We start from the raw sequence: 25,173 nt of genomic DNA on the forward strand, positions 1-25,173 counted from the left end.
GGCATTAACAGTATTTTTTTGTAATTTTGCGTACTAATTAATCACAAAATGGATCTCTTTGACAAAATCAGCGCCGACATCAAATCGGCCATGCTTGCAAAAGACCGCGTGCGTCTTGAGACTCTGCGCGGCATTAAGAAAGAGTTTTTGGAGGCCAAGACCGCACCGGGAGCCGACGGCATACTTAGTGACGACAACGCCCTGAAGATACTTGTTAAAATGGTGAAACAGCGCAAAGAAAGCGCCGAGATATATCAGAGCCAGAACAGAGCCGACCTTGCCGGCGACGAACTTGCCCAAGCCGCCGTAATCGAAGAGTACCTCCCCAAACAGCTGTCTGACGAAGAGCTCACCGAGGAGTTGCGCAAGATTATAGCGCAGACAGGCGCCACCTCGCCCAAAGAGATGGGCAAGGTCATGGGCGTAGCCTCAAAAGCGCTTGCAGGACGAGCCGACGGACGCGCCATTTCCGCCAAAGTAAAAGAACTGCTGGCTTAACGAACCTCTCAAAACCAATAAACCGATGCTTACCATACAGCAAATAAAAGAAGATCCCCGACGCATAGTCGAGCGTCTTGCAGTGAAAGGCTATGACGGTACTGTGACCATACAACAGGTCATAGACCTCGACTCCCGACGCCGTCAGGCACAGTTGACCAACGACAACAAAGCGGCAGAGCTCAACCGTCTCGCCGCATCGATAGGCAAGCTCATGAAGGAAGGCAACAAGGAAGAGGCCGAAAAAGCCAAAGCCGCAGTAGCTGCCCTGAAAGAGGAGCAGAAAGCCATAGCCGACGAGCTATCAGGCATAGAGGCCGAGATTCGCAACATACTCCTGTCGATACCCAACGTGCCCTGCGACATGGTGCCCGAAGGCAAGACAGCCGAAGACAACGTTGTGGAAAGTACCGGCGGCCCCATGCCCGACCTTCCCGCCGACGCCCTTCCCCACTGGGATCTCGCCAAGAAGTACAACCTCATCGACTTCGACCTCGGTGTAAAGATAACAGGAGCCGGATTCCCCGTATACATCGGCAAGGGCGCACGTCTGCAGCGCGCTCTTATCCAGTTCTTCCTCGACGAAGCGGGTAAATCCGGATACCTCGAGATACAGCCCCCTTACGTTGTCAACGAAGCTTCGGGCTACGGCACAGGCCAGCTCCCCGACAAAGAGGGTCAGATGTACTATATCAACGAAGACAATCTATATCTCATACCCACCGCCGAGGTACCGGTCACCAACCTATACCGCGACGTCATACTCAACGCATCGCAGCTCCCCATAAAGAACTGCGCTTACTCGGCATGCTTCCGCCGTGAAGCCGGCAGCTACGGCAAAGACGTGCGCGGACTCAACCGCCTGCATCAGTTTGACAAGGTGGAGATAGTGCGCATCGAGCGCCCCGAGGACTCCTATGCCGCCCTCGAGGAGATGAAAGCCCATGTACAGGGCCTGCTTGACAAGCTCGGACTCCCGTGGCACATACTGCGGCTGTGCGGAGGCGACATGTCGTTCACCTCGGCCATAACTTTTGACTTCGAGGTGTTCTCGGCCGCGCAGAAACGCTGGCTCGAAGTGTCGTCGGTATCCAATTTCGAGACATATCAGGCCAATCGCCTGAAGTGCCGTTACCGCGGCGACGACAAGAAAACCCGCCTGTGCCATACCCTCAACGGCTCTGCTCTCGCACTGCCGCGCATCATGGCCGCTCTTCTTGAAAACAACCAGACCCCCGAGGGCATCATAGTCCCCGAGGTACTGCGCCGCTATACCGGCTTCGATATAATCGACTGACCGGATATTTTTCACACATTAATATATTAGGATTGGTACGTCCCGGAGCATGTCGATATGTTTCGGGACGTCTTTTCACATAATAGGTCGAAGCGCTAAGTGCAGAAGGCGGGTAGGGGCGCCAGTAGTACGGCGCCCGCGAAACCGTAGGGCCATACGGGTAGGTGTCTGTGGCCCGTACGGGCCGCAGCCGGACGCCGTAGTACTGGCGTCCCTACCGACATTGTCGCCGGTTGACAACCTCGTTTTTGGTTAATCCGTTTTTGCTGTTTACTTTTTTTGGCGGAAATGGCATAACAATTGGTCAATTAGTCCACTATATCAGCTTGATGTTGCAAAAAATAGCATAATATGCCAAATTTGTAATAAAAACAATGTCGCTATAATGAACAACAATATCCTCGACATATCAGGTCTTGCCCACATAAAGAGCATAGCCACCGACTTCAGCAACTACGAAAACCGCTACATATACGCCTATATCTCCGCCCCGGCGCGCGCCACCCATGCCATAACCGACATAGGCAGCATCGACGGCTTCTGCATCATGATCGTAAAGTCAGGACTGGGAGCCATCGAGGTCAATACGGAGACCTTTGACGTAGCGCCCGAGTCGCTCGTCATCATAGGCCCTAACCACTTCGTAAAAGCCGTCACCAACGAACGCCAGCCCCTTGATGTGGCTCTGCTGTTAATATCGCGCGAGTTCATGTACGACATAAACCTTGACCTCAACGTCATCAACATGAAAGTGCTTACGTTCAGCCATGCTCCTACAGTACCGGTCGACTCTCGGGCATGCCGCATGCTGCGGAGCATGTTTGAGTCGCTCCACCTCGCCGCACTTGAAGCTGACGGAAATCCTTACACCAAGAGCATAGCGCGCAATCTGCTCGCCGCACTCTTCTATGAGCTGCTCAACATAGGCACCCGCATCACAGCCGGCAGCACCTTGTCTGCCTCACAAAGCCGTCGAGTGGCTTATGTACATAAGTTTCTCGACTTGGTGAGCCGTCATCACTGTCAGGAGCGCTCAGTGAAGTACTATGCCGAAAAAATGTTTATCACCCCAAAATACCTGTCGGTGCTCATACGCGAGGCCACAGGACACAGCGCCGTGGACTGGATAGACCAGTATGTCATACTCGAGGCAAAAAACATGCTGCGCTACTCCGGCAAAAACATACAGCAGATAGCCTACGATCTTAACTTCAGCAATCAGTCGGCCTTCGGAAAATACTTCAAAAACATCACCGGAGTATCGCCATCTGAATTTCGTCATTCATAAATACCTGATTGCATGCATTTTACACGCATTCCGCCCGATTATACATAAAAACCGCCCTTCCGTGCTGTAACTTTGCGGCATAACCAACCGCAATCAGCAAATGAAAAACACCGACATTTCGATAACACCCGCTCTGCCTGAAGCAGGTGACTCCTCGACCATCGTGATAAACATGCGCAACCGCAACGGTCGTCTTGTACCAGCCATGGACTCCCCGCCGGCAAGCGATGTGGCGGCCGAGTATACGCATACCGACGGCTCCCGGTCGGTATTTACCATTAATGACCGTGAAGTCGTCGTATCGCGCGGCGGCTCCGACACATTATTGGGTACTCTGCCCGCCGACTTCAGGTGTGCGGCAGTCACAGCACGCTCAATCCTGTTCATGACCGATGCAGGACCGTGGCATGTCGATTACAACGAGGCTGCCGACAGTTTCACCGCACTCGGTACGAAACCGGAGTTTCCTCCTGTGGTCATAGAAGCCGCCGATGCCGGCGAGTATCATGTCATAGCTCCGGCGTGCCGGCTCGACCGGCCCGTGGAACGCTGGCCGGGCACACTCTCCGCCACCGACAGCCGGCGCATAACCTTTGCGCTCTATTCGGCATATAACAGGGCGGCTGTCAAAGCTTCGTCGGCCGGTTGCTTTACGGCACCCGTGCTTGTATGGTACCGCATAACCGATGCCTCAGGCAATACACTTCACCGTTCGTCGCCGGTAATGCTTGCTCCTGCCGAAGAATACCGCCCTCCCCGGGCGGTTATAAAACTCTCCTCAGGCGATGGCGGCTATACCCATGTCCTTGCCGGTCAGGTAAGCGTCAGAGCCTTCTCGATAGCTATGCGTATAGCCGCAGTGCCCGACTCCTCTTGGGCCCGTAAGGCGGCTGCTGTCGAGGTGTATGTATCACCGGCACTGGCTGTCGTCGATGCCGGTGCTGACGCGTCATTCGACTTCGGTGACGCCGATGGCTCGTACGGCACGGTCACCGCCACCCTGCCGCTGAAACACACTCCCGCACTCGCAACACTGCCGGTCATCGACAGGCTCGAAACCGCATGCCGGTGCATAGCCCGTATAAGCGATCCGTTTACGGGCGGTGTGCCGGTTATGCCGGAAGCCGCGCGCAGACTCGCCTTTATGAATTATGACACCGGTGCCGGTCTCGCCTCAGTCATGCGTAAAGACCCCGGTATGTATCCGCCACTCAAGGGCGCCGTTGAAGCGCCCCATTCGTTCGCGGCCCGCACGGCACTCGTCACCGGCGACATGCTTGTGTGGGCCGACATAACACCTGTAAGGGCACTCCCGCAGTCACCTCTCGTCAGGGCCGTAAAAAGCATACCAGCCATGGCATGGACATCCGTGACAAGAGTGACACTGCGTCATGACGACGGTACCGAGGAGATTGTATCGTCCATACACTCCGGAAGCGGCAACGCACCACTCCGGCTCAGCCCTCTGACAGCCTATCCGCATCCGGCGGCAATAAGAATGGAGCTCGGAGTAAGCTATGCCGACGGCACTCACCGCCACATCGACATACCGCTGTCGCCTTCACCGTGCCGGCGCATGGCCTGTCATCTTTCCGACAACTGCGCCCATATGGACCTTGAGCCCTGCGAAGAACCCCTCGCGCCCCTCTCTGCAGGACATCCGCCGCGGCTTGCCGGCACAGTGCTCGCGGCCTCGCCCTCATCGCCCGTCGACATCGACTCAACGGCCGAAATAACATGCGGGCGCATCACGGCTGTCACTCCGGCCGCCAAGTCGTCAAGCGCATGGGACTTTGCACGGCGCCATCTTTATGTCTTTTCAGTCAACGGCATCTACGCACTCTCGGTCAACGCCTCGCGCACTCTGTCATCGGCCCACATCATCGACCGGCGGGGAGTCGGTGACGCCCGGAAAGTGGCCGTGACACCCGACGGAGTATATGCCTCGGCCCTTGACGACACACTGCTGCGCATAACCGCATCCAAGACAGCCGCACTTATGTCGCGGTGCAGGGCTCGACATCTTGTCTACCGGCCCGGACTGCAGGAATTGTGGTGTCTTATGCCCGACGGCCGCTGGCTTGTGCTTGACAGCGACAGGTGTGTACGGTACCACGACGGCTCCCGCACGGTCAGCTACGCGACAACGTTTGCCCTGCCCGGACAGAGGCCTCGCTCTGTCGGAGCGGTCACATGGCGTGTGAGGGCCGATGACTGCCGTCTGCGCGCCGCAGTCGAGAGCGACAACGGTTCTCGACGCCCGGCCCTCATAAACGCACTTAATGCTGCCGAGGCAGTGCACGCCCCGCTCCGTGCCCGCATAGTCACCCGGCCTGTGAGGAGTGTCACCCTGCGGCTATCGGGCAGTGCCGACGAGTCTATGCAACTTGAAGAAATCATATTGACACTTTTATCATGGACCGGTCACTGACACACATAATCGATGAAAACACCCGCCGCAACACACTCCTTTCTGCTCCCTATGACCAGTTGTCAGGCACAGGCTGCTGCGGCAGGAGAGTGAAGACTCTTTCACCCGGCGGCGAAACGGTGTGGGTGCCGCAGTCCATGCTCGACGATGCCGACATAGAAGCCGCCTCACGCGACGAGCGGCTATGGAGGCTGCTGCGGGTGCGCCATGACTTCGAGTACTGGGCGGCCGCATGCGTCACCGTAAAGGACAAGCTGACGGGACGCGACGTTAAATTCATGCTCAACCGCCCGCAGCGGCGCGTGGTGGCTCTGCTTGAGGAGCAACGTTGCGCGGGACTCCCCGTAAGGGTTATAATGCTGAAAGCCCGGCAGTGGGGAGGCTCTACGCTCGTACAGATGTATATGGCGTGGATTCAGTGCTGCCGCGCACGCAACTGGCACTCTCTCATCTGTGCTCATGTCAAGGACGTGGCAGCCACGATAAGAGGCATATACTCCAAGATGCTCGACGCCTATCCCCCCGAGTTCTGGGACGAGGAGCAGCAGCCGGGCTTCACTGCCTTCGAACGCTCTATCAACACCCGTCTCATACGTGGACGCGACTGCCGCGTGACAGTGGCGTCGAGCGAGCGTCAGGAGTCGGTGCGAGGTGCTGATGTGGCCATGGCCCACCTGAGCGAAGTGGCATTCTGGGCCGATACCCCATCACGCACTCCCGAAGGCTTCGTAAGAGCCATCTGTGCCGGCATAGCGAGAGTGCCGGAGAGCCTTGTGGTGCTCGAAAGCACAGCCAACGGCGTGGGCAATTACTTTCACTCCGAGTGGTTGCGTTCCAAACGTGGCGAGAGCGACAAGACAGCCATCTTCGTGCCGTGGTATGAGATAGACATTTACTCTGCCGCCGTCAATGACTACGGCAAGTTATGGATGTCGCTCGACTCATATGAAAAGTCACTTTGGGAGCGCGGATGCACGCTCGAGCAGATAGCTTGGTACAAAGACAAACGACGCGAGTATCCTACGGCGGCACTTATGGCCGCTGAGTTTCCTACCGACGATATAGAGGCCTTTGCCAATACCGGTCAAGGTGTGTTCACTCTCGGTCAGGTGGAGCGCATGCGCGGATCGTGTATACCGCCCGCGGCTGTAGGAAGACTCGTTGCACAATCTGCCAAAGGCTACGGCGCACTGAATATCGACGGCTTCCGCGATGACCCCAACGGCTTGCTGAAAGTATGGCGGTTTCCGGAAAAGTCGCCGGCATGCCGGAACCGTTATGTGGCGGCTGTCGACATAGGCGGACGCTCAGAAGGCAGCGACTACACTGTCATATCGGTACTTGACGCGCTCGGCACTGAAGGCACCCCCGAGATAGCGGCTCAATGGCGAGGCCATGGCGACCACGACATAGTGGCATGGACCGCAGCGTCCATAGCCCAGTGGTATTGCGAGGCCCTGCTCGTCATCGAGAGCAACTCGCTTGAATCATCATCTACGGGAGGCGAACACGGCCTGTACGTGCTCTCCGAGCTGAACCACGTGTACCGCAATCTGTATAGGCGGCGTATAACCGACTCCGTGAGCACAGGCTATGAGACACGGGTGGGCTTTCACACCAACCGGGCCACAAAGGCCATGATTATAAACCATCTTATAGCCATGGTCAGGGATGACGGCTACATCGAACGTGACTTTGACGCCTGCGACGAGCTCGCCGTATACGAGAGCGACCCGTCGGGACGCTTCGGAGCTAAAGCCGGATATCACGACGACATACTCATGACAAGAGCCATAGCCCTCTATGCTGCCTCACAATATCCGCCGGCCATTGTGGAGCATACACGCTTCCGCCGCAAATTCCGTTTTTGACCATAAGCTCCTCACAACAGACTCTTAACTCCTCCGTTAACCATATTTAACAGTCGTGTGCTTGTATTACGCCCATACTATGTTGTATATTTGCATTGTATTTTAACCACAAATATTTATCGATACAATGAGAACACACATTTTTTACAGTACCCGCGACCACGATTTTTTAGAAGCATGTCAATCGGTACTTAAACAGAATCCTGACAGGCAATTTGACTCGCTGCTGGCTCTGTCGATTGCCGTGTCGCGTAGTCAGGCTCCCTCTTACTATGTCGAACCTGACTACGCATACAGGATCGTTCTCGCCATAAGGCGTAACGGCGGCATAAAAGGTACGGGCACGACACAGATGAAATGGGCCGAATTTTACCGCAAAGTCATGACACGAATGAAGCGCCGTAAGGGAGAGTCGCTTCGCGATGCCGTCATACATGTGGCCGCTTTCGAGCCGGCTGGCTCATTCTTCATATCACCGGAGTGCGGAGCCAAAATCCTGCGCACCCATCTTCGCCGCCGCACATGCGCCCTTACCACGCTCTTGTCCCCGGCTCTGGTCATCCGCAGCACACGCCGTAGATTTCGTCACAACATAAAACATTAACAGTAAAGCCATAACCATCATGAATTCATCACATCAGGAAGTAGCAATAGTGCTCGACTACTCCGACATGGCCCGTGACATATATGCGGCCTCGGCATTGCACAGCTATCTTTCACCCGAAGACAAGCCGCTTCCCCCTATGATTGTGCCCGACAACGAGCAGGCTCTCGTTCCTGCCTTGAAAAGCGCGTTCATATTCACATCACTGAATATGCTGCCTCTCATAGCCGACATAGACCTGAACGACGACCACGGCATAAACCTGACGCTGAAGGTAAACACCGATACGGCCCGGCGCAAACTCGACCTGCTGCGCCATACCCTGCGCGATGCGGTAGTGGCATATGCCATGCACACATGTTGCCTCGGCATCGACGACACCATGTCGCAGCGATACCGCGCCACGGCTCTGTCGGCCGTAGCCGCACTCAACATGCTATGCTCCACTCCGGCGGTCATACGCATAAATCCTCATCGGTGACCCGCGAAACCATAAATTTTAATGGACGTTAAAATAACCGCAGTCAGTCAACCATAAATGCCCGTCGGCGTTTTCACTTTACGATAACCAAATTAATGTATATATTATGGACTACAACGAAATTATCAACGGAAACGACGTGGTACTCGTCGAGTTTTACGCATCGTGGTGCCCCCACTGCCGCCGCATGATGCCCGTGATCGAGCAAGTAAAAAAGCAGCTTGACGGTAAAGCGCAGGTACATCAGTTTGACATCGACGAAAACAAATCTCTCGCAAGTCAGCAAGAGGTTGATACCATACCGACGCTCATCATATACAAAGACGGTCGCGAAGTATGGCGTCATGCCGGTGAGACGGATGTAGACACACTGTTGCATCAGGTAGAGTCATACATCTGACTCCTGCGTCATTTATTGGATACCGCGGCGTATATAACGCCGGTTAAATAGGCTGATTAGTCCGATTAGCCTATTTTTTATTACCTTTGCGCAGCCGAAAACATTTAATGGTAACATCTTAATTATTATGCTGCTCGACATTATATTTTTAATCTTGGGATTGGTGCTGATTTTGGTCGGCGCCAACGCTCTTACCGACGGCGCTTCAGCCATAGCACGACGCTGGGGAGTATCGGACCTCGTCATAGGACTCACCGTAGTGGCCTTCGGCACCTCCGCACCGGAGCTTGTCATCAGCATGGTGTCGGCATTTCATGGAAGCGCCGAACTTGCCATAGGCAATGTGGTCGGAAGCAACATATTCAACATACTCGTCATAATCGGCGTCACGGCCATGGTGGTACCGATAAAGATACAACGAAGCATAATGACCAACGAGATACCGCTCGTGATACTTTCATCACTCGTGCTGCTGGTCATCGGCAACACCCCTCTGCTTGATGCAGACGCGGCTCCTGTCGTGACTCGTGCCGACGGCATACTGCTGCTCTTGTTTTTCACCATATTCATGCGATACACCTTCTCGCAGGCCACTTCGGCAGGAGCCACGGGCAATGAGGCTGTAGACAACCCTACGACAACGGCCATGCCCGTGTGGAAATCGACGCTTTGGGTCATAGGAGGCCTCGCGGGACTTATATACGGAGGCGACCGCTTCGTGGCAGGAGCCTCCGGCATAGCTGCCGGGCTTGGCGTCAGCGATGCCGTGATAGGTCTTACCATCGTGGCCGCGGGCACATCGCTTCCCGAACTTGCCACCTCCGTCACCGCGGCGCTAAAGGGCAAGACAGGCATAGCGCTTGGCAACGTCATAGGCAGCAATATCTTCAATATATTTCTCGTACTCGGCTGCACGGCCACGATAAGGCCGCTGCCGTTCGGCTCCATAGGCAACGCGGACCTGCTCACGCTCACCGGCGCGAGTCTGCTCTTCTGGGTGTTTGGCTGGTTTTTCCGTAAGCGCACCATCACACGCGCCGAGGGCGCGGTGCTGACACTGTGCTACGTAGGCTATGTGGCGTGGTTGCTGGCCCACACGGCCTGAACGCCGGCCGTGGCGTCAGCGGACCGTTATGATTGTCTTGATAGTGGCCGTGGCGTCGGTAAGTCCCGGCGATGTTACGCGAAGTGCTATGTCACCGGCGCCCGTACCCGAATTCAGCACGCACAGTGCACGCCCTTTCCAAGCATCGCACACATTGTCGGTATACACATGACCGCTCGTCATGTCGGCGCTTCCGGTAGCGAGTATGTGTCCGGCCTCGTTGACTTCAAACGTAAGGCGGTTGGACGCATCGGGCACGACATTACCCCGGGCATCGACTATCTCGGCGAGCACGTAGGCCACATCTTTGTACTTTAGCCCGGTGCGGTCGAGCGTAAGCCTTATGGCGAAGGGTTCTCCGGCAGTATGCAGGGTGTCTGACACCACATCGGTCTCCTTGCCGGCGGCATCCAGCCCCACGGCCCTTATGCTTCCCGGCTCGTATGGCACCTTGAACACGGCCCGGTAGCCATTGTCGCGGTTCATGGCAGCCTCGCCCGCCGCTTGGCCATTGACATACAGCCTCACTTTGTCACAACGCGACACGACCTCTATATCCACCGGCTTGCCCTCGTGTCCCGGCCATGTCCATGACTCCCAAGTAGGATACACACCCCACATAGTCTCCTTTATCTTGCCGCGGTAGCCGTCAGGCTCACGCACGGCTATGTATACTCTTGCGGAGTCTGTGTCGTAAAGCGCCTGACGGTAGTGCGACACAGGCTTGCGGGTACCGATGAGGTCGATGTCGCCGCAGTACGAGCCATGCCACGGCCATTGGTCGCGCTCGAAGTGCTCGCCCTCGGTCTGCCCTTCATAAAAATATCGTCCTATGCCCGACTCCCCGAGATAGTCTATGCCTGTCCACACGAAGTCACCTATTATGTAAGGATTGTCGTTGACCTTGACCCAATTGGAGAAGGCGTCGCGCGGATAAGACTCCGTCTGCCACATGACGCGCGACGGCACACGTTCATGGTCGCTCTCCGACTTATGTATCATATAGTTGTAGCCCACTATGTCATGTTCGGCGGCCAGCGGGTCATAGATTTCCCAGTCGCTGTCCCATGATGCGAGCGCCGACGTCACCGGGCGTGTCGGGTCATACTTGCGGCAGGTCTCGGCAAGCAGCCGTGCGGTCCTGACCGCCTCGGGCGACTTGCGCTCTATGATCTCGTTGCCTATGCTCCATGCCAGTATGGACGGATGATTGCGGTCGCGCATCACCATTGCCTTCACATCCTCGACAGCCCACTCGTCGAAAAGCTCAGCGTAATCATGGGCGGTCTTCGACGAGCGCCATCCGTCAAATGCCTCGTCGATCACTATGAGTCCCAGAGCGTCGCATGCGTCGAGAAAAGCTGCGGCGGGAGGATTGTGGCTCGTGCGCACGGCGTTGAATCCTGCCTCTTTGAGCAGGCGCGCCTTGCGTATTTCGGCGCCACTGTAGCTGCGCGCTCCGAGTATGCCGTTGTCATGGTGCACGCATGCGCCCGACAGCACTATGGGCTTTCCGTTAAGCAGGAGTCCCTTGTCGGCCGAGTACTCAAACCGGCGTAGCCCGTAAATGCTATGGCTCACGTCTATATCATTATCGTTTTGGCTTAAATAGGTCAACATAAGGTAAATCGTCGGCGAGTCGGGCGACCACAGCGCGGGGTCATCGACGGTAAACGACACTCTGACCTCGGTGGTGTCGCGGGGCGCTGCGGTGAAGCTCTTTTCAATCGTGGGCATGTCGCGATGGCGGCACAGCGAGCTGAACGAGGCTTTGAGCGAGGCCACGGTGTCGGTGCGGTTCTCGACAAGCATCCTTACGTCGACGCGTGCGCTGTCGGCCGTTACCACAGGAGTGGTGATGACCATCGACTCCGGTATTATCTCCACTCTCGGAGCCTGCGTATAGTACACGCTGCGGTATATGCCCGAACCGGAGTACCAACGGCAGTTTTTCTGCGCCGAATTATCGACCTTGACGGCTATGACGTTGTCTGGACCCGGCTTCAGGTAGGGCGCTATGTCTATGTAAAACGGCGAGTATCCGTAGGGGCGGCCGCCGGCACGGTGTCCGTTGACCCACACCTCGGAGTTCATGTAGACCCCTTCGAAATACAGAAGCACACGGTCGCACTCCTCATCAGGCTTGTAGTCAAAACCATGGCGGTACCAACCTATGCCTGTAGGCAGATAGCCGCCGTCGTTGCCGGCCGGAGCATTGCGGTCGAAGTCGCCCTCAACGCTCCAGTCATGCGGCAGGTCGACAATGCGCCACGACGAGTCGTCATAGCCGGGAGCGAGAGCGGTTGAATCTGCGTCAAGCGAGAATCTCCAGCCCTCATCAAGAGAGCGGTTGGTAAGATAAGCCCCTTGCGATGAAATAACAAACGACAGCAACACAGCCGCCAAAGCAATAAATCGGTACATAATGATCGGATTATATTTGTAATTAAAACAAAGTTACATAAATAATACGCAATTATAGCTGTATACACTCACTGAAAACGGATAAATTTGTGTATTTTTGCATCACAACCGATTTATACACAACCGTGCATATGAAAAAGTTACTGTACCTTCCGCTCATAGCGGTCGCCTCGACTATGTCGATGACAGCCGCCGACATCACATCGCCCGACGGCAACATTACCGTAGACATGAACGTAGTAGACGGAGTGCCCTTGTACTCCATGGAATACAAGGACAAGGCCGTGATCAAGCCGAGTGCTCTCGGAATCGAACTGACCGACGGCGATGACCTCATGAACGGCTTCGAGATTGTCAATACATCCGCTTCGTCATATGACGAGACTTGGCAGCCGGTATGGGGAGAGTCGCGCGACATACGCAACTGCTACAACGAGCTTCTCGTCGAGCTTCGACAGCCGTCGACCGACCGCTACATGAACATCCGTTTCCGCGTCTATGACGACGGCATGGGTTTCCGATACGAATTTCCGCTGCAGGACAACCTCGTTTACTTCATTGTGAAGGCCGAGCACTCGCAGTTTGCCATGACAGGCGACCACACGGCATGGTGGATAGCCGGCGACTACGATACTCAGGAGTACAGCTACACGGAGTCACGGCTCTCGGAGATACGCCCCCTGCTCGAAGCCTCTATATGCGACAACGTATCGCAGACTCTTTTCTCCCCTACAGGAGTACAGACATCGCTGCAGATGAAGACCGACGACGGCCTGTACATAAACCTGCACGAAGCGGCACTCGTGGACTACTCGTGCATGCACCTCAACCTCGATGACAAGAACATGGTGTTCGAGTCGTGGCTTACACCCGACGCAGTGGGCAATATGGCTTATCTTCAGGCGCCGGCCAAGACACCGTGGCGCACTGTCATGGTCAGCGATGACGCCCGCGACATGCTTTCGTCCAATCTCATACTCAACCTCAACGAACCGTGCCGATACTCCGACACCTCGTGGATAAAGCCGGTGAAGTACATAGGCGTATGGTGGGAGATGATAGGCCACGGAAAGCAATGGTCATACACCTTTGACCTGCCGTCGGTGAAACTTGAGAGTCTCGACTACTCCAAGACAAAACCTCACGGACAGCATCCGGCCAACAATGACAACGTAAAGAAGTACATAGACTTCGCCGCCGAGCACGGCTTTGACCAAGTGCTCGTAGAGGGATGGAATATAGGCTGGGAGGACTGGTCGGGCAAGTGGAAAGATTATGTCTTTGATTTCCAGACTCCGTATCCCGACTTTGACATCGAGGAGCTGAACCGCTACGCACACTCCAAAGGAGTTAAGCTGATGATGCACCATGAGACATCAAGCTCGGTACGCAACTACGAGCGCCACATGCAGGCCGCCTACGACCTCATGGACAAGTACGGCTACAATGCCGTCAAGAGCGGCTATGTGGGCAACATCATACCGCGCGGCGAGCACCACTACGGCCAGTGGATGAACAACCACTACCTCTATGCCGTGACCGAGGCGGCAAAGCACAAGATCATGGTCAACGCACATGAGGCGGTACGCCCCACAGGATTGTGCCGCACCTATCCTAACCTCATCGGCAACGAGTCGGCCCGAGGCACGGAGTATGAGTCCTTTGCGGGCAACAAGCCCTCGCACACCACGGTACTGCCATTCACCCGGCTGCAGGGCGGACCGATGGACTACACTCCCGGCATATTCGAGATGAACATGAAGAAGGTCAACCCCCACAGCGCCGGCAACGTCAACAGTACGCTCGCACGCCAGCTGGCCCTGTACGTGACCATGTACAGCCCGCTTCAGATGGCCGCAGACGTGCCTGAAGTCTACAACCGCTTCCTTGATGCCTTTCAGTTCATAAAGGATGTGGCAGTTGACTGGGACGAAAGCCGCTACCTTGAGGCCGAGCCGGGACAATACATCGTGGCCGCACGAAAGGCCAAAGGTACCGACGACTGGTTCATCGGCTGCACCGCGGCCGAAAACGGCCATGAATCGGAGCTCGTGCTTGACTTCCTCGACAAAGGGCGCAAGTATGAGGCCACCATCTATGCCGACGCCCCCGATGCCCACTATCTTGACAATCCGCAAGCCTATACCATTACTAAAAAGAAAGTTACGGCCAAAACAAAACTCAAAATGAAGGCAGCACCCGGCGGCGGTTATGCGATAAGCGTCAAACCGCTGTAAGCGCCTATTACCCACACAATTATACAAAACATAACCTATGTCAGCAAAACTGAAACCCGAAACCCTGTGCGTACAGGCCGGATGGACACCCGGCAAAGGAGAGCCGCGTGTCCTCCCCATATATCAGAGCACCACATTCAAGTATGATACAAGCGAACAGATGGCTCGCCTCTTCGACTTGGAGGATACCGGCTACTTCTACACACGCCTGCAGAATCCGACCAACGACGCCGTGGCCGCAAAGATAGCGGCACTCGAAGGCGGCGTAGGCGCCATGCTTACCTCCAGCGGTCAGGCGGCCAACTTCTACGCGCTGTTCAACATATGTCAGGCCGGCGATCACTTCGTATGCTCATCGGCCATATACGGAGGCACATTCAATCTCTTCGCCGTGACTATGAAGAAGCTCGGCATCGAAGTGACATTTGTCAATCCCGACGCATCGGAAGAGGATATAGCGGCGGCTTTCCGACCCAACACCAAAGCACTCTTCGGCGAAACCATATCAAACCCCTCGCTTGAGGTGCTTGATATAGAGAAATTTGCCCGCATAGCCCACAGCCACGGTGTGCCGCTGATTGTCGACAACACCTTCCCGACTCCGATCAACTGCCGCCCCTTTGAATGGGGCGCCGACATAGTCGTCCACTCCACGACAAAGTACATGGACGGTCATGCCACAAGTGTGGGCGGCGCTATCGTAGACAGCGGCAACTTTGACTGGGACGCCCATGCCGACAAATTTCCCGGGCTATGCACTCCCGACGAGTCATACCACGGCCTCACCTACACCAAGGCTTTCGGCAAGATGGCCTACATAACCAAAGCCACCGCCCAGCTCATGCGCGACCTCGGCAGCATACAGTCGCCCCAGAATGCGTTTCTGCTCAACCTCGGACTCGAAACACTGCACCTGCGTGTGCCGCAACACTGCCGCAACGCTCAGGCCGTAGCCGAATACCTGTCAACGAACGACAAAGTGGCTTGGGTCAATTACTGCGGCCTGTCCGATAACAAATATAACGCCTTGGCCCGTAAATACATGCCCGAAGGCTCCTGCGGAGTTGTGTCGTTCGGCCTGAAAGGAGGGCGCGACGTAGCCATCAGGTTCATGGACAATCTGAGGCTTGCCGCGATAGTGACCCATGTGGCCGACGCCCGCACCTGTGTGCTTCATCCCGCAAGCCACACCCATCGTCAGCTTACCGACGAACAGCTTCTCGAAGCCGGTGTGCGTCCCGACCTCATACGCTTCTCTGTCGGCATAGAAAACGCCGATGACATTATCGCCGATATAGCTCAGGCTCTCGACAAATAAAATAAATCACAAAAGTATACTCACAGAAGTAAGAGTTGGGATATACTTCTGAACTACAGCGGTGCAAAACACATCAAGAGCCGCGCCTGTTTTAACGGCGCGGCTCTTTGTTTACGTTCGGTTTATCTTAAGGCGTCCAAGGGCTTTGGCCACACATGGATGAGCGGATAGCAGAGAGGCCTTTACGCTTTCAGTATCGGCAAGAAAGCGGTCGCGCAGCTGCTGCGACTGCGTCATGGGACGGTGGCGTAGCCGCCTGACGAGTTTAGCGCTTTCGACGGCAAGTTCAAGTGTCGTATAGTCCATAAACGACTGCTTGAAGATGTCATAGATGTAGTCGACGGCCGTGTCAGACGGATGCACCATATCGGCGGTATAAAAACGGTAATCGCGCAGATCGTCGAGCATAATCTCATATGAGGGAAAATACAGCGCCGTATCGGGATACTCTGCAATCAGCCGGTCAACGGCAAGAAGCAGGGCCGCCTTGCTTACCTGATTCTCATGCGCTCCGTCGGCAAGATGACGTATAGGGCTTACAGTGAAGATGACTTTCATATGCGGGAAGCGGGCCGATAGCTCACGGAGCATCTTCTTCCACAGTCCTACGGTCTGTGTGGCCGTAAGCATCTCGCGGTTAAAGGTGCCGGCAGGCATCTTGTGGCAGTTTGCCACCACCCTGTTGCCCTCTTTCAAGCGATATATATAAGATGTGCCGAAAGTTATTATAAGTGCCGAAGCTGATGCTAACGCCTCACGAGCTTCAGCGGCGGCACTATTCATGGCCGAAAGCACCGACTCGATGTCAGTGCCCGAGAAGCGCGAATGATGCGAGTAGCTGTGCCACAGCCCGTCGTGCATGAACAGGTCGTCCTCGGTGTAGTCGCGGCCGTAGAGCAGGTCGAGCAGGACCGATGCTATACTTGCGGGATTATACAGAGTGCCTGACGGATTGATGATAGTGTAAAACAGCTCGTTTTCCAACCGTGAGCCAATATTTTCGGTAAAACAGGAGCCGAGCATCACTATAGGCCGGCTGTGGCTGACAAGCCCCTGACAGTCCTCCAGAGGCTTTATCGGTGTACGAAATTGTATCATATTCAGTATATATTATAATCGATCGACAGTACCTTAAACTCGGTACGACGGTTTATCTGGTCGGCAATTTCGCGGTCGGCATCAGGCAGCTGTTCTATGAACTCCTCGTCAAGCACAGTGCCCTCGGCAAACTGCGGATACTCCTTGGCAAGGCGTGGCGTCACTGTCTTCGGGCGCGACTTCCCGTAACCGTGAGGTGTAAGGCGCACAGAGTCTATGCCTGCCGCCACAAGATAGTCTATGACCGACCGGGCCCTCCGCATAGAAAGGTCTATATTATAAGCCTCCGTGCCTTTACGGTCAGTATGGGCCGAGAGTTCTATGCTGACGCGGGGATTATCACGGAGCACCTGCGCCATTGAATCAAGCGCCGCACGCGACTCGGGACGCAAAGTGGCTTTATCGAAATCATAGAATATGTTGTCGATGACATTGGGCTTGTCTATCGATGCGAGCGTGAAGTTTACCTCATAGCGGGCGTCCTCTTCCTCGACTCCTGACATGAACTCCTGCTTAGCGTTGAGATATCCTGCGGCGCCGGCCATCATCACATAGCTCACTCCCCGCTGAAGAGGAAACGAGAATGTGCCGTCAGGCTTACTCCGTGACTTGCGGATCGAACCGTCATCACCGACTATGCGTATCAGCGCACCGTCCACAGGATAACCGTCAAGGTCCTCCACAATGCCCCCTATCTCTATTTTAAGGTCGGGCAGCATAAACGAGTAGAGATGATCGTAGCCCCTGCTGTCGCCGCGGTTGGAGCTGAAGAATCCGCTCTCGCCGTAACCGAATGTTATGCCGAAGTCGTCGGCCGATGAATTTACAGGCACACCCATATTGGTCACGAGCCAAGAGCCCGACGGTTGCATCTCGGCACGAAATATGTCGAGACCGCCGAGACCGGCATGACCGTTGCTTGCAAAGTACAGCACACTGTCATCGCGCACGTAAGGAAACATCTCGTCACCGGGGGTATTTATAAAGTCGCCGAGATTTTCAGGCACCGACGCACGTTCTTTAAGGCTGACACGCCACAGATCCTTGCCTCCATATCCTCCCGGACGGTCAGAGGTGAAGTATAGCCATGTACCGTCAGGCGACACCGCCGGATGTCCGTAGCTCGAAAGCGTATCGGCGCTTACATCAAGCCGCACGGGCGCACTCCAGCGAGCGTCGGAACGCTGCGACGTGCATATCTCCACTCCGGTATCGGCATCCTGTTCACGCCGGGCACGCGTGAGATACATGGTGTGGCCGTCGGGCGAAAACGACACTATGCCCTCGTCGTGGGCGGTAGTTATGTCGCCCTCCGCCGGCTCGGCCCGCATCCACTCACCGCGCTCGTTTTTGCGGGCCATCCACAGATCGCTCCTTTTCATTCCGGTAATCTCGCTACGCAATGTACCGGTGACCCGTTCGTTGGTGGTGGTAAAGTACAGAACATCGCCGCTGCGGTCAAGAAACATCGGAGCGAATTCACTTCGACGCGAGTTGAAAATCTTGGCATTCCTAACCACATACCGCGTAGGATGCTCCTTCAGCGATGCTGCAAGACGACAACCGGCAAGTCCGTTGAGAGCACAGACAGAGTCGGCCGGCGACAATGCAAGATATGACGAATAAGCATCGGCGGCAAGAGCGTATTTGCCCTCGGCATGGAGCGAGCGTCCGAGATAAAGTAGGGTTGTAGAATCAGGATAGTCGTAGCGCAAGGCATTGCGATAGGCGACCGAAGCACGCGCGCTCATACCGAGACTGCTGTAACAGCGGCCCATCTTGAATGCGACCTCGCCCCGAAGCGGACGCTCCGACTTTTTCTTCAGCCGGTTATATATCTTACGGTAGGTGCGCGATGCGTCGTAATACTCGCCGCGCGCCATCTGTCCGTCGGCCACCGATAGCTTCGCGGTCGAGCACGAACACAACAGCGACAGCATCAGCAGTGTCCCGGCAAGCAACCTTAATGATGTCGATCCACACATGCGCATACAATATTAACGGATTTACCTGTCTATTTATTGAATCACCGGATTACTGTAAAAATCGGCTGAAGGCATAACCACCGTTACCGGCAAGGGCTGTTTTAGCATCACGACAGAAGAAATGCAGCTGACATGACAGGATAACGGGTATTCGCGGATCAATGTAAAAATGCGGTTGTTAGACAACGACTATGTCTGTGGTAAGGACGCCGGTAGTATGGCGTCAGGCTGCATGCCTGTTGCATTTTACACTTCAACCCGGTTTTGCGAGCTGATGCCTTTTTGTCCGTTATGTTACGGCCGGTCAAACAGTGGCGGACTGGATGATGCGGCACGTACTAAAACGACATAATCAAACTCATGTTTCCCGAAAAGTGTATATAACACTTCGATAAACATGAGCTTGATCAATACGTTAACGTCGATATCAACCGATAACGACGGCTACAAAATAAAATTAAACAGCTTTATGCCGTACCCACTGCGATTTATTCAGCGGGAGTGCTTTCAGGCGCCACGGGAAGAGTGGCGGCAGGAGCTACATCGGTATTGAAGTCGGCAGGCTGAGTCTGCTCAACGGCCTGCGGCACCACACGCGAAGTACTCTGTATGATATTGCGGGGCATGAAAAATACGCCCAATATAGCAAGGATACCTATTGCTGCAGCAAGCCACCAAGTAACCTTTTCGATAAAATCATTTGTACGACGTACGCCCATAACCTGATTGGCGCCTCCGAACTGCGAAGACAGACCGCCGCCTTTGGACTTCTGGATAAGCACGACACCGATCATCAGGATGGATGCTATGACAGTAAGAGTAATTACTACTATGTACATTGTTTTTTATGTTTATTTTTGTTTTAAATACTGCTGATTTATGATAAGTTTCTGTAAGAAACGCAATTGGTCTGCAAAGTAAATACTTTTTTCCGGATATTTCAAACTTAAATTGCTTATAATTTCAAAAGCCTTGCTGTAACGACGCTGTTTTATATAAATTTTAGCAAGACTCTCGCTTAACAGGCTCTCATCCTGCTGCACGGGGGGCTGTATCGACTCCTCGTGCACCTCTTCGGCATGCTCCGTAACGGCTTCCTCCTCATCAGTCATCGGGAAGTGGCCGTTATTGTCGCGGCTTTTAAGAATAAAAGCATTGATGAGGCTGTCCTGACCGCCGGCGCCGGCTTCGTCAGCCGACGGCAGGCTGCGCTCTTCCTCCTCGGCAAGTATCTGCGCATAATCGGGCGTAGGGTTGAATATGAGACGTTCGAGTATCTCCTCCTCACGATCGGCCGAGCCGCCGTAATTGTCGATAAACATGGATATGGCCTCATCGGTCGTAGGGGCCGGCTTATCGTCAGACGGAGGATAGAAATCGGCCTGAAGCGATCCGAGCGGCTCGGTAAGCCGATAAAGCATGTCGGGACACGCGCTTCTCAGAGCCACACGCTGCATGAGCATATGCCGCCGCTCCTCTGACAGGTCATGGGCCCGCTCAAGCTGCATGGTTGCAGGCAGTGTAAAGTAAGGACAAGCCGCCATCATATCGTCGACCCAACGGTCATCGACCGGCAGCGATCTGTCGGCAAGCAGTTCTTTCAGTTTATCGAGGAGGTCGCGGTCCATAGCTGTATGTATCACCAGTTACCGAGTGTGGCGTTGAATATAAGGTCGACAAGCTGTTCGGTAATCTCCTCACACAACTGGTCCTGTACGTCGGTAAGCATTTCGGAACTGTCAAAATCCTGATATGCCGAGAAAGTCTGGTCCACGTCGTTCTTGTCATTCTTATTATCGGTATACTTTACACGTACCGATATGGTGAGGCGTGTTTTTGACGCGAAAGCGTTTTCAGTAACAGCCTGAGGCGACAATGTATAGCCGGTGATCTCGCCCTCCATCTCAAGGTCGCTTGACGTGTCGACCACCTGAAGGCGCGTATTGCGTGATATATAATCGAGCAGAGCGTTCTCAAAAGTCTGCTGAAGCGGCGGATATACAAGCGCGGCACGTATAGGAAACTGCGATACCCTTATGGTCTTGTATACATTGTAGTCAATGGCCGTACCGTTGAACTTATAGCTTATCGTACAGCTCTGTACGATAAGCATTACCGTCATCAGCAGCACACACAGTGTGGGCAGATGCTTTTTATACTTTGGCGAAACAGTCATAATATCCGTTCGTATTTATAGATTCTTAGTTTGTCAGTAGGCTTATTCAAGCCCGTACTCCTTTATTTTTCTGTAGAGAGTGCGCTCCGATATGTTCAGTTCGGCGGCAGTGGCCTTGCGGCGTCCCTCGTTTCGTTCAAGCGCACGCATTATGGTCTCGCGCTCGGTGTCCTCAAGGGTCTTTCCGGTGTCGGACAAAGACGGTTCTATGCTTAAGTTTACCGGAGCCGCGTCGCTTATTATGTCGCGTACGGGCGAATATTTTACAAGCGAATGCGGCACATGCAGATCCTCTACCGGCACAGCCTCGTTGAACGTAGCGGTGCGTCCTTTGTTTTCAAGGGTCTCTATCGTGGCGCGTAGCGAGTCTATCTCGTTGCGCATACGAAATATCATATTGAACAGCAACTCCCGTTCAGCGCCGTAAGAGTGCGCTCCGTCGGCGGGAAGTACCGGAGCAAATACCGTGGCACCCTCGGGAATGTAGCCTTTCAGCATGTCGGAGGTCACTTCGTTGCCGGCCTCGAACAGGGCTATCTGTTCTATAACGTTTTTAAGCTGCCTTACGTTGCCGGGCCATGAATAGTGCATCAGGGCGCGTTGTGCGTTATCGTCAAAAGACACTGCCGGCATACGGTATTTCTCGGCGAAACCGGCGGCAAACTTACGCATGAGCAGAAGTATGTCGCTGCCTCTGTCGCGCAACGCCGGCACGTTTATAAGCACGGTCGAAAGGCGGTAGTACAGATCCTCGCGGAACTTGCCTGTATCTATGGCCCGCTTCATGTCGACATTGGTAGCGGCCACAATCCTTATATTGGTCTTCTGTACTGTCGACGAGCCTACTTTAATGAACTCGCCGCTCTCCAGCACTCTCAGCAGACGGGCCTGCGTGGTAAGAGGCAGTTCGGCCACCTCGTCGAGAAATATAGTGCCGCCGTCGGCCTCCTCGAAATAACCTTTTCGCGAGGCCACAGCCCCGGTAAACGCTCCTTTTTCATGTCCGAAAAGTTCAGAGTCGATGGTTCCCTCAGGTATGGCTCCACAGTTTACGGCAATGTACTTGGAGTGCTTGCGCGAGCCGTATTGGTGTATTATCTGCGGAAAGAATTCCTTACCGGTACCGCTCTCACCTGTTATCAGTACCGACAGGTCGATGGGAGCCACACGCAGAGCACGCTGCACCGCCTCAAGAAGCGACGGGGCATTGCCCACAATGCCAAAGCGGGCCTTTGCCTGCCGTATTTCGGCAGATGTATCGGTTCGGTTCATTTTCTGTCGCGCAATTGATAGGTTTTACGTTTTAAAAACTCTCCGAGTTCTTTTATGTCGTTATATTTATCAAGTTCATCAGGCATTATAGGCTCTCCTACCGATATTCTGATAGTGGTGTGACACTTTCTCCACACCTCGGCCGGCAGACGCAGTGTGCGCAGCCGCCAGTCAATGACTCCGAGAGTATTGAACCAAGCACTGTTGCCGCCATGGAAGTATATGGGTATGACAGGCTTGCCGAACTGCTTGATAAGCCTTATTATAGAGGGCTGCCACTCGCGGTCTTCAAGACGCAGACGCCGGTTGAGCTTGCTTACCGCTCCCGCGGGGAAGAACCCGATGGGTTTGCCGGAACGTACATGCATTATGGCCTCCTTGATGCCCTTCATCGACACGGCTTTCTTGGCCGGGTCATCGGAAGCAAGAGCGTCGACGGCTATGAAATTGGGGCGCATGGCCGATATGTGGTTGAGGACCATGTTGACCATGACCTTGAACTCGGGCCTTATAGTGCCCAAAAGAGCTATCAGCGATATGCCGTCGAGCGCCCCGAAAGGATGATTGCTCACGGTGACAAATGATCCTTCAGGGAGGCTGTCAAGTATGTCACGACCATCTATGTCGAGAGTTATATCGAAATCTTTCAGCAGGTTGCAGGCAAACTCCGGACCCGGATTGTCGCAGTATTTATCGTGAACGGCGTTTACCTTGTCGACCGACAGCAGATGAAGCACACGGTTCACCAGCTTCTCGTGGCCGCGCAACTTGGGCGCCATCTCCACGATGTCGTTGTAATCAAGGACGCTACGTTTTATAGGGGTTTCCATAATTCGGTATCAATGTATTAAATACAAAATTACAAAAACTCCCCAATATCACAAAATCACGTTACTTCCACGGTCATATTCAAATACACATAAGCGGTTGTCGGGCGTCAGCGATATCGTGCCGACATCCCGGTCATGGTATTTCACAGATAACTTGTCAATATTCTTCATAGGAGTGAGGCTTTCGTGGATATGCTCTCTTCTTGCTTGAATTTCTGCGGATTTGTTCAAGCTCATCCATAGTGGAGTACTTGGGAGTAGAAAAAATGTCGCGCACCTCTTGCAGATAATTCATCGAGATAGCGAGAAGTACAAGATTTTTCAGCGATATGAGACCCTTTTGTTCAAAACGTGTGATATTGGCAAGAGCCACACCCGATTTCTCAGCCACAGCCTCTCTTGTCAGTCCACGCTCCACACGCCGGTGACGGAAATCCTCCGCCAATTTGCGCGATATATCGTCAGCATCAGTTAGAGTATAACCATCCAAAACTGATAACATATTATCTGAAACTCCCATATACAACCAAATAATAATTAAATATTATCAGTTACAAATATAGTCATTTTATTGAATACTCGCAAAAAATGTCCATGCAACATTAACTTCAAAGCTTCACAACAGACGACCGCCTACTTCCCTACTTCAACGGGTGGCTGTTGGTGATGTCGTTGAAGGTGTTTTCGACAGCCTGCTTCTCTGACTGAGGCTCGTCGCCGCGGTTTATTATGTACTCCTCGTAGTAAGCAAGCAGCAGTGTGGTAAGCGGGAGGGCTATTATCATGCCTATAAGTCCGAGCAAGGTTCCCCATACCGACAGCGACAGCAGTATTATGGCAGGATTAAGTCCCAGAGCCTTACCCATTATTTTGGGTGTCAGAATATAGTCGCATATGGACTGGCTGACTACATAAACCAGCAGGCACTTGCCGAGTTCGGGCCAGAAAGCCACTTCGCCGCTCATCGACGATATAAGACAGATCAGTGCCACCGGTATAAGTGTGATGTACTGAAAATAGGGTATCAGATACAGTATGCCTACCACGATGCCGAGCACTATGGCCAGCGGAAGCCCTATGATGGAGAAGCCGATGCAGTAAAATATGGCCGCACAGAAAGCTATCAGCGCCTGACCGCGGAAGTAGCGGTTCATGCTGTTCTTGATATCGTCGCCCACCTTATAGGCGATAGGGCGTAGTTTAGGCGGCACAAGAAGCCTGAACCCTTTCATAAGCCGTTTGTAGTCTATGAGCACAAATATGACATAAACGAATGTCAGAAACCATTCGAGCACATGAAGCACAAAGTCGATCGACTCCGATATGAACGTAGTGCTTTTATCTATTATCGTATCGAAGTGTTCCCCCTCAAGAGCATCTATCAGCCGGTCGAGATTGACGTTATTGCGTATATAATCATGCAGGCGTTCGGGTATAAGCGGTACAGAAGTATTGGTATCGGAGGAGTAGTCACGGAGCATCTGTGCCAGCTGGTGAGTCTCGTCAATGACCGACGGCACAAATATGTAACACAATATGCCCGATATGACAGTGACCTCAAACAGAGTGACAAAAGTAGCTATCACCCTACCTTTCAGATGCAGGAGCCTACAGTTGAATTCGAGTATGGGATCAAGGATGTAGGCTATAAGACATGCGAGGCAGAACGGGAGAAGTACGTTTTTAAGTATGTTGACAAACCATACCAGCCCCACGACCAATGCTACCGTAATAAGTATACGGACTACACGGTCAAAAGTAAAAGGGCGTGAAGATGACATGACTGCAAGTTTGTAAAGTTCCTCATTCTCAAAGTTGATACTTTAATAATGGTTAACCCTTACAAAAAGTTCTTGCA

At 53.9% G+C, this 25,173-nt stretch carries 20 protein-coding genes and 1 pseudogene; 11 read left to right on the plus strand and 10 right to left on the minus strand.

The features are described 5' to 3' along the window. The first annotated feature begins 48 nt into the window (after positions 1 to 48). The 9 genes and pseudogenes from FW767_RS00995 to FW767_RS01035 all read left to right on the plus strand — a co-directional run bounded on the left by FW767_RS00995 (position 49) and on the right by FW767_RS01035 (position 9,975). Positions 49 to 498, plus strand: a complete 450-nt coding sequence (locus tag FW767_RS00995) for a GatB/YqeY domain-containing protein (protein ID WP_121697974.1) — start codon at positions 49 to 51, stop codon at positions 496 to 498. Positions 499 to 523: 25 nt separating this feature from the next. Then, positions 524 to 1,795: a serine--tRNA ligase gene (gene serS, locus FW767_RS01000; RefSeq protein WP_121697973.1), complete on the plus strand. Its 1,272-nt coding sequence runs from the start codon at positions 524 to 526 to the stop codon at positions 1,793 to 1,795. A 385-nt stretch (positions 1,796 to 2,180) separates the two neighbouring features. Continuing rightward, positions 2,181 to 3,083, plus strand: coding sequence for a helix-turn-helix domain-containing protein (locus tag FW767_RS01005; protein ID WP_121697972.1), 903 nt, complete (start codon positions 2,181 to 2,183; stop codon positions 3,081 to 3,083). A 100-nt stretch (positions 3,084 to 3,183) separates the two neighbouring features. Then, on the plus strand, positions 3,184 to 5,514 hold the full coding sequence (locus FW767_RS13085; protein ID WP_205523760.1) for a hypothetical protein: 2,331 nt from the start codon (positions 3,184 to 3,186) through the stop codon (positions 5,512 to 5,514). Next, entirely contained in the window at positions 5,499 to 7,385 is a 1,887-nt protein-coding gene (locus FW767_RS01015) for a hypothetical protein (RefSeq protein WP_121697971.1), read from the plus strand. The genes FW767_RS13085 and FW767_RS01015 overlap by 16 nt, the downstream gene beginning before the upstream one ends. 127 nt (positions 7,386 to 7,512) lie before the next feature. Then, positions 7,513 to 7,989, plus strand: a complete 477-nt coding sequence (locus FW767_RS01020; protein ID WP_121697970.1) for a hypothetical protein — start codon at positions 7,513 to 7,515, stop codon at positions 7,987 to 7,989. 19 nt (positions 7,990 to 8,008) lie between these two features. After that, complete coding sequence (locus FW767_RS01025) at positions 8,009 to 8,470, plus strand: hypothetical protein (RefSeq protein WP_121697969.1); 462 nt, start codon at positions 8,009 to 8,011, stop codon at positions 8,468 to 8,470. Positions 8,471 to 8,534: 64 nt separating this feature from the next. Next, positions 8,535 to 8,870: pseudogene (locus FW767_RS01030) on the plus strand (thioredoxin family protein); the annotation flags it as partial. 127 nt (positions 8,871 to 8,997) lie between these two features. Further along, positions 8,998 to 9,975 (plus strand): calcium/sodium antiporter, encoded by a 978-nt coding sequence (locus FW767_RS01035; RefSeq protein ID WP_205523762.1) that lies wholly within the window; start codon positions 8,998 to 9,000, stop codon positions 9,973 to 9,975. A gap of 15 nt (positions 9,976 to 9,990) precedes the next feature. On the opposite strand, the gene FW767_RS01040 is transcribed toward FW767_RS01035, so the two are convergent. Further along, positions 9,991 to 12,399 (minus strand): glycoside hydrolase family 2 TIM barrel-domain containing protein, encoded by a 2,409-nt coding sequence (locus FW767_RS01040; protein WP_121697967.1) that lies wholly within the window; start codon positions 12,397 to 12,399, stop codon positions 9,991 to 9,993. 131 nt (positions 12,400 to 12,530) lie between these two features. Between FW767_RS01040 and FW767_RS01045 the strand changes: the two genes are divergently transcribed. Both FW767_RS01045 and FW767_RS01050 read left to right on the plus strand, forming a co-directional pair. Continuing rightward, positions 12,531 to 14,636: a glycoside hydrolase family 97 protein gene (locus FW767_RS01045; RefSeq protein ID WP_121697966.1), complete on the plus strand. Its 2,106-nt coding sequence runs from the start codon at positions 12,531 to 12,533 to the stop codon at positions 14,634 to 14,636. 37 nt (positions 14,637 to 14,673) lie between these two features. Beyond that, entirely contained in the window at positions 14,674 to 15,954 is a 1,281-nt protein-coding gene (locus FW767_RS01050) for an O-acetylhomoserine aminocarboxypropyltransferase/cysteine synthase family protein (RefSeq protein WP_121697965.1), read from the plus strand. 111 nt (positions 15,955 to 16,065) lie between these two features. Here the strand turns inward: FW767_RS01050 and FW767_RS01055 are convergent, their stop codons facing one another. The 9 genes from FW767_RS01055 to FW767_RS01095 form a co-directional block, all read right to left on the minus strand. Continuing rightward, complete coding sequence (locus tag FW767_RS01055) at positions 16,066 to 17,052, minus strand: GSCFA domain-containing protein (protein WP_121697964.1); 987 nt, start codon at positions 17,050 to 17,052, stop codon at positions 16,066 to 16,068. 2 nt (positions 17,053 to 17,054) lie between these two features. Continuing rightward, positions 17,055 to 19,037, minus strand: coding sequence for a PorE family type IX secretion system protein (gene porE / locus FW767_RS01060; protein WP_121697963.1), 1,983 nt, complete (start codon positions 19,035 to 19,037; stop codon positions 17,055 to 17,057). 488 nt (positions 19,038 to 19,525) lie between these two features. Beyond that, entirely contained in the window at positions 19,526 to 19,876 is a 351-nt protein-coding gene (gene secG, locus FW767_RS01065; protein ID WP_121697962.1) for a preprotein translocase subunit SecG, read from the minus strand. Positions 19,877 to 19,888: 12 nt separating this feature from the next. Next, positions 19,889 to 20,680: a hypothetical protein gene (locus FW767_RS13090; protein WP_205523763.1), complete on the minus strand. Its 792-nt coding sequence runs from the start codon at positions 20,678 to 20,680 to the stop codon at positions 19,889 to 19,891. Next, complete coding sequence (locus FW767_RS01075; protein ID WP_205523764.1) at positions 20,677 to 21,213, minus strand: LptE family protein; 537 nt, start codon at positions 21,211 to 21,213, stop codon at positions 20,677 to 20,679. Before FW767_RS01075 ends, FW767_RS13090 begins: the two co-directional genes overlap by 4 nt. A 42-nt stretch (positions 21,214 to 21,255) precedes the next feature. Next, on the minus strand, positions 21,256 to 22,485 hold the full coding sequence (locus FW767_RS01080; protein WP_121697961.1) for a sigma-54 interaction domain-containing protein: 1,230 nt from the start codon (positions 22,483 to 22,485) through the stop codon (positions 21,256 to 21,258). Continuing rightward, positions 22,482 to 23,315 (minus strand): lysophospholipid acyltransferase family protein, encoded by an 834-nt coding sequence (locus tag FW767_RS01085; RefSeq protein ID WP_121697960.1) that lies wholly within the window; start codon positions 23,313 to 23,315, stop codon positions 22,482 to 22,484. The genes FW767_RS01080 and FW767_RS01085 overlap by 4 nt, the downstream gene beginning before the upstream one ends. A 157-nt stretch (positions 23,316 to 23,472) precedes the next feature. Next, on the minus strand, positions 23,473 to 23,817 hold the full coding sequence (locus FW767_RS01090; RefSeq protein WP_235897913.1) for a helix-turn-helix domain-containing protein: 345 nt from the start codon (positions 23,815 to 23,817) through the stop codon (positions 23,473 to 23,475). 139 nt (positions 23,818 to 23,956) lie between these two features. Then, positions 23,957 to 25,096, minus strand: coding sequence for an AI-2E family transporter (locus tag FW767_RS01095; RefSeq protein ID WP_121697958.1), 1,140 nt, complete (start codon positions 25,094 to 25,096; stop codon positions 23,957 to 23,959). Positions 25,097 to 25,173: the final 77 nt, after the last annotated feature.

The organism is Heminiphilus faecis, from assembly GCF_008728965.1.
Taxonomy (GTDB): domain Bacteria; phylum Bacteroidota; class Bacteroidia; order Bacteroidales; family Muribaculaceae; genus Muribaculum; species Muribaculum faecis.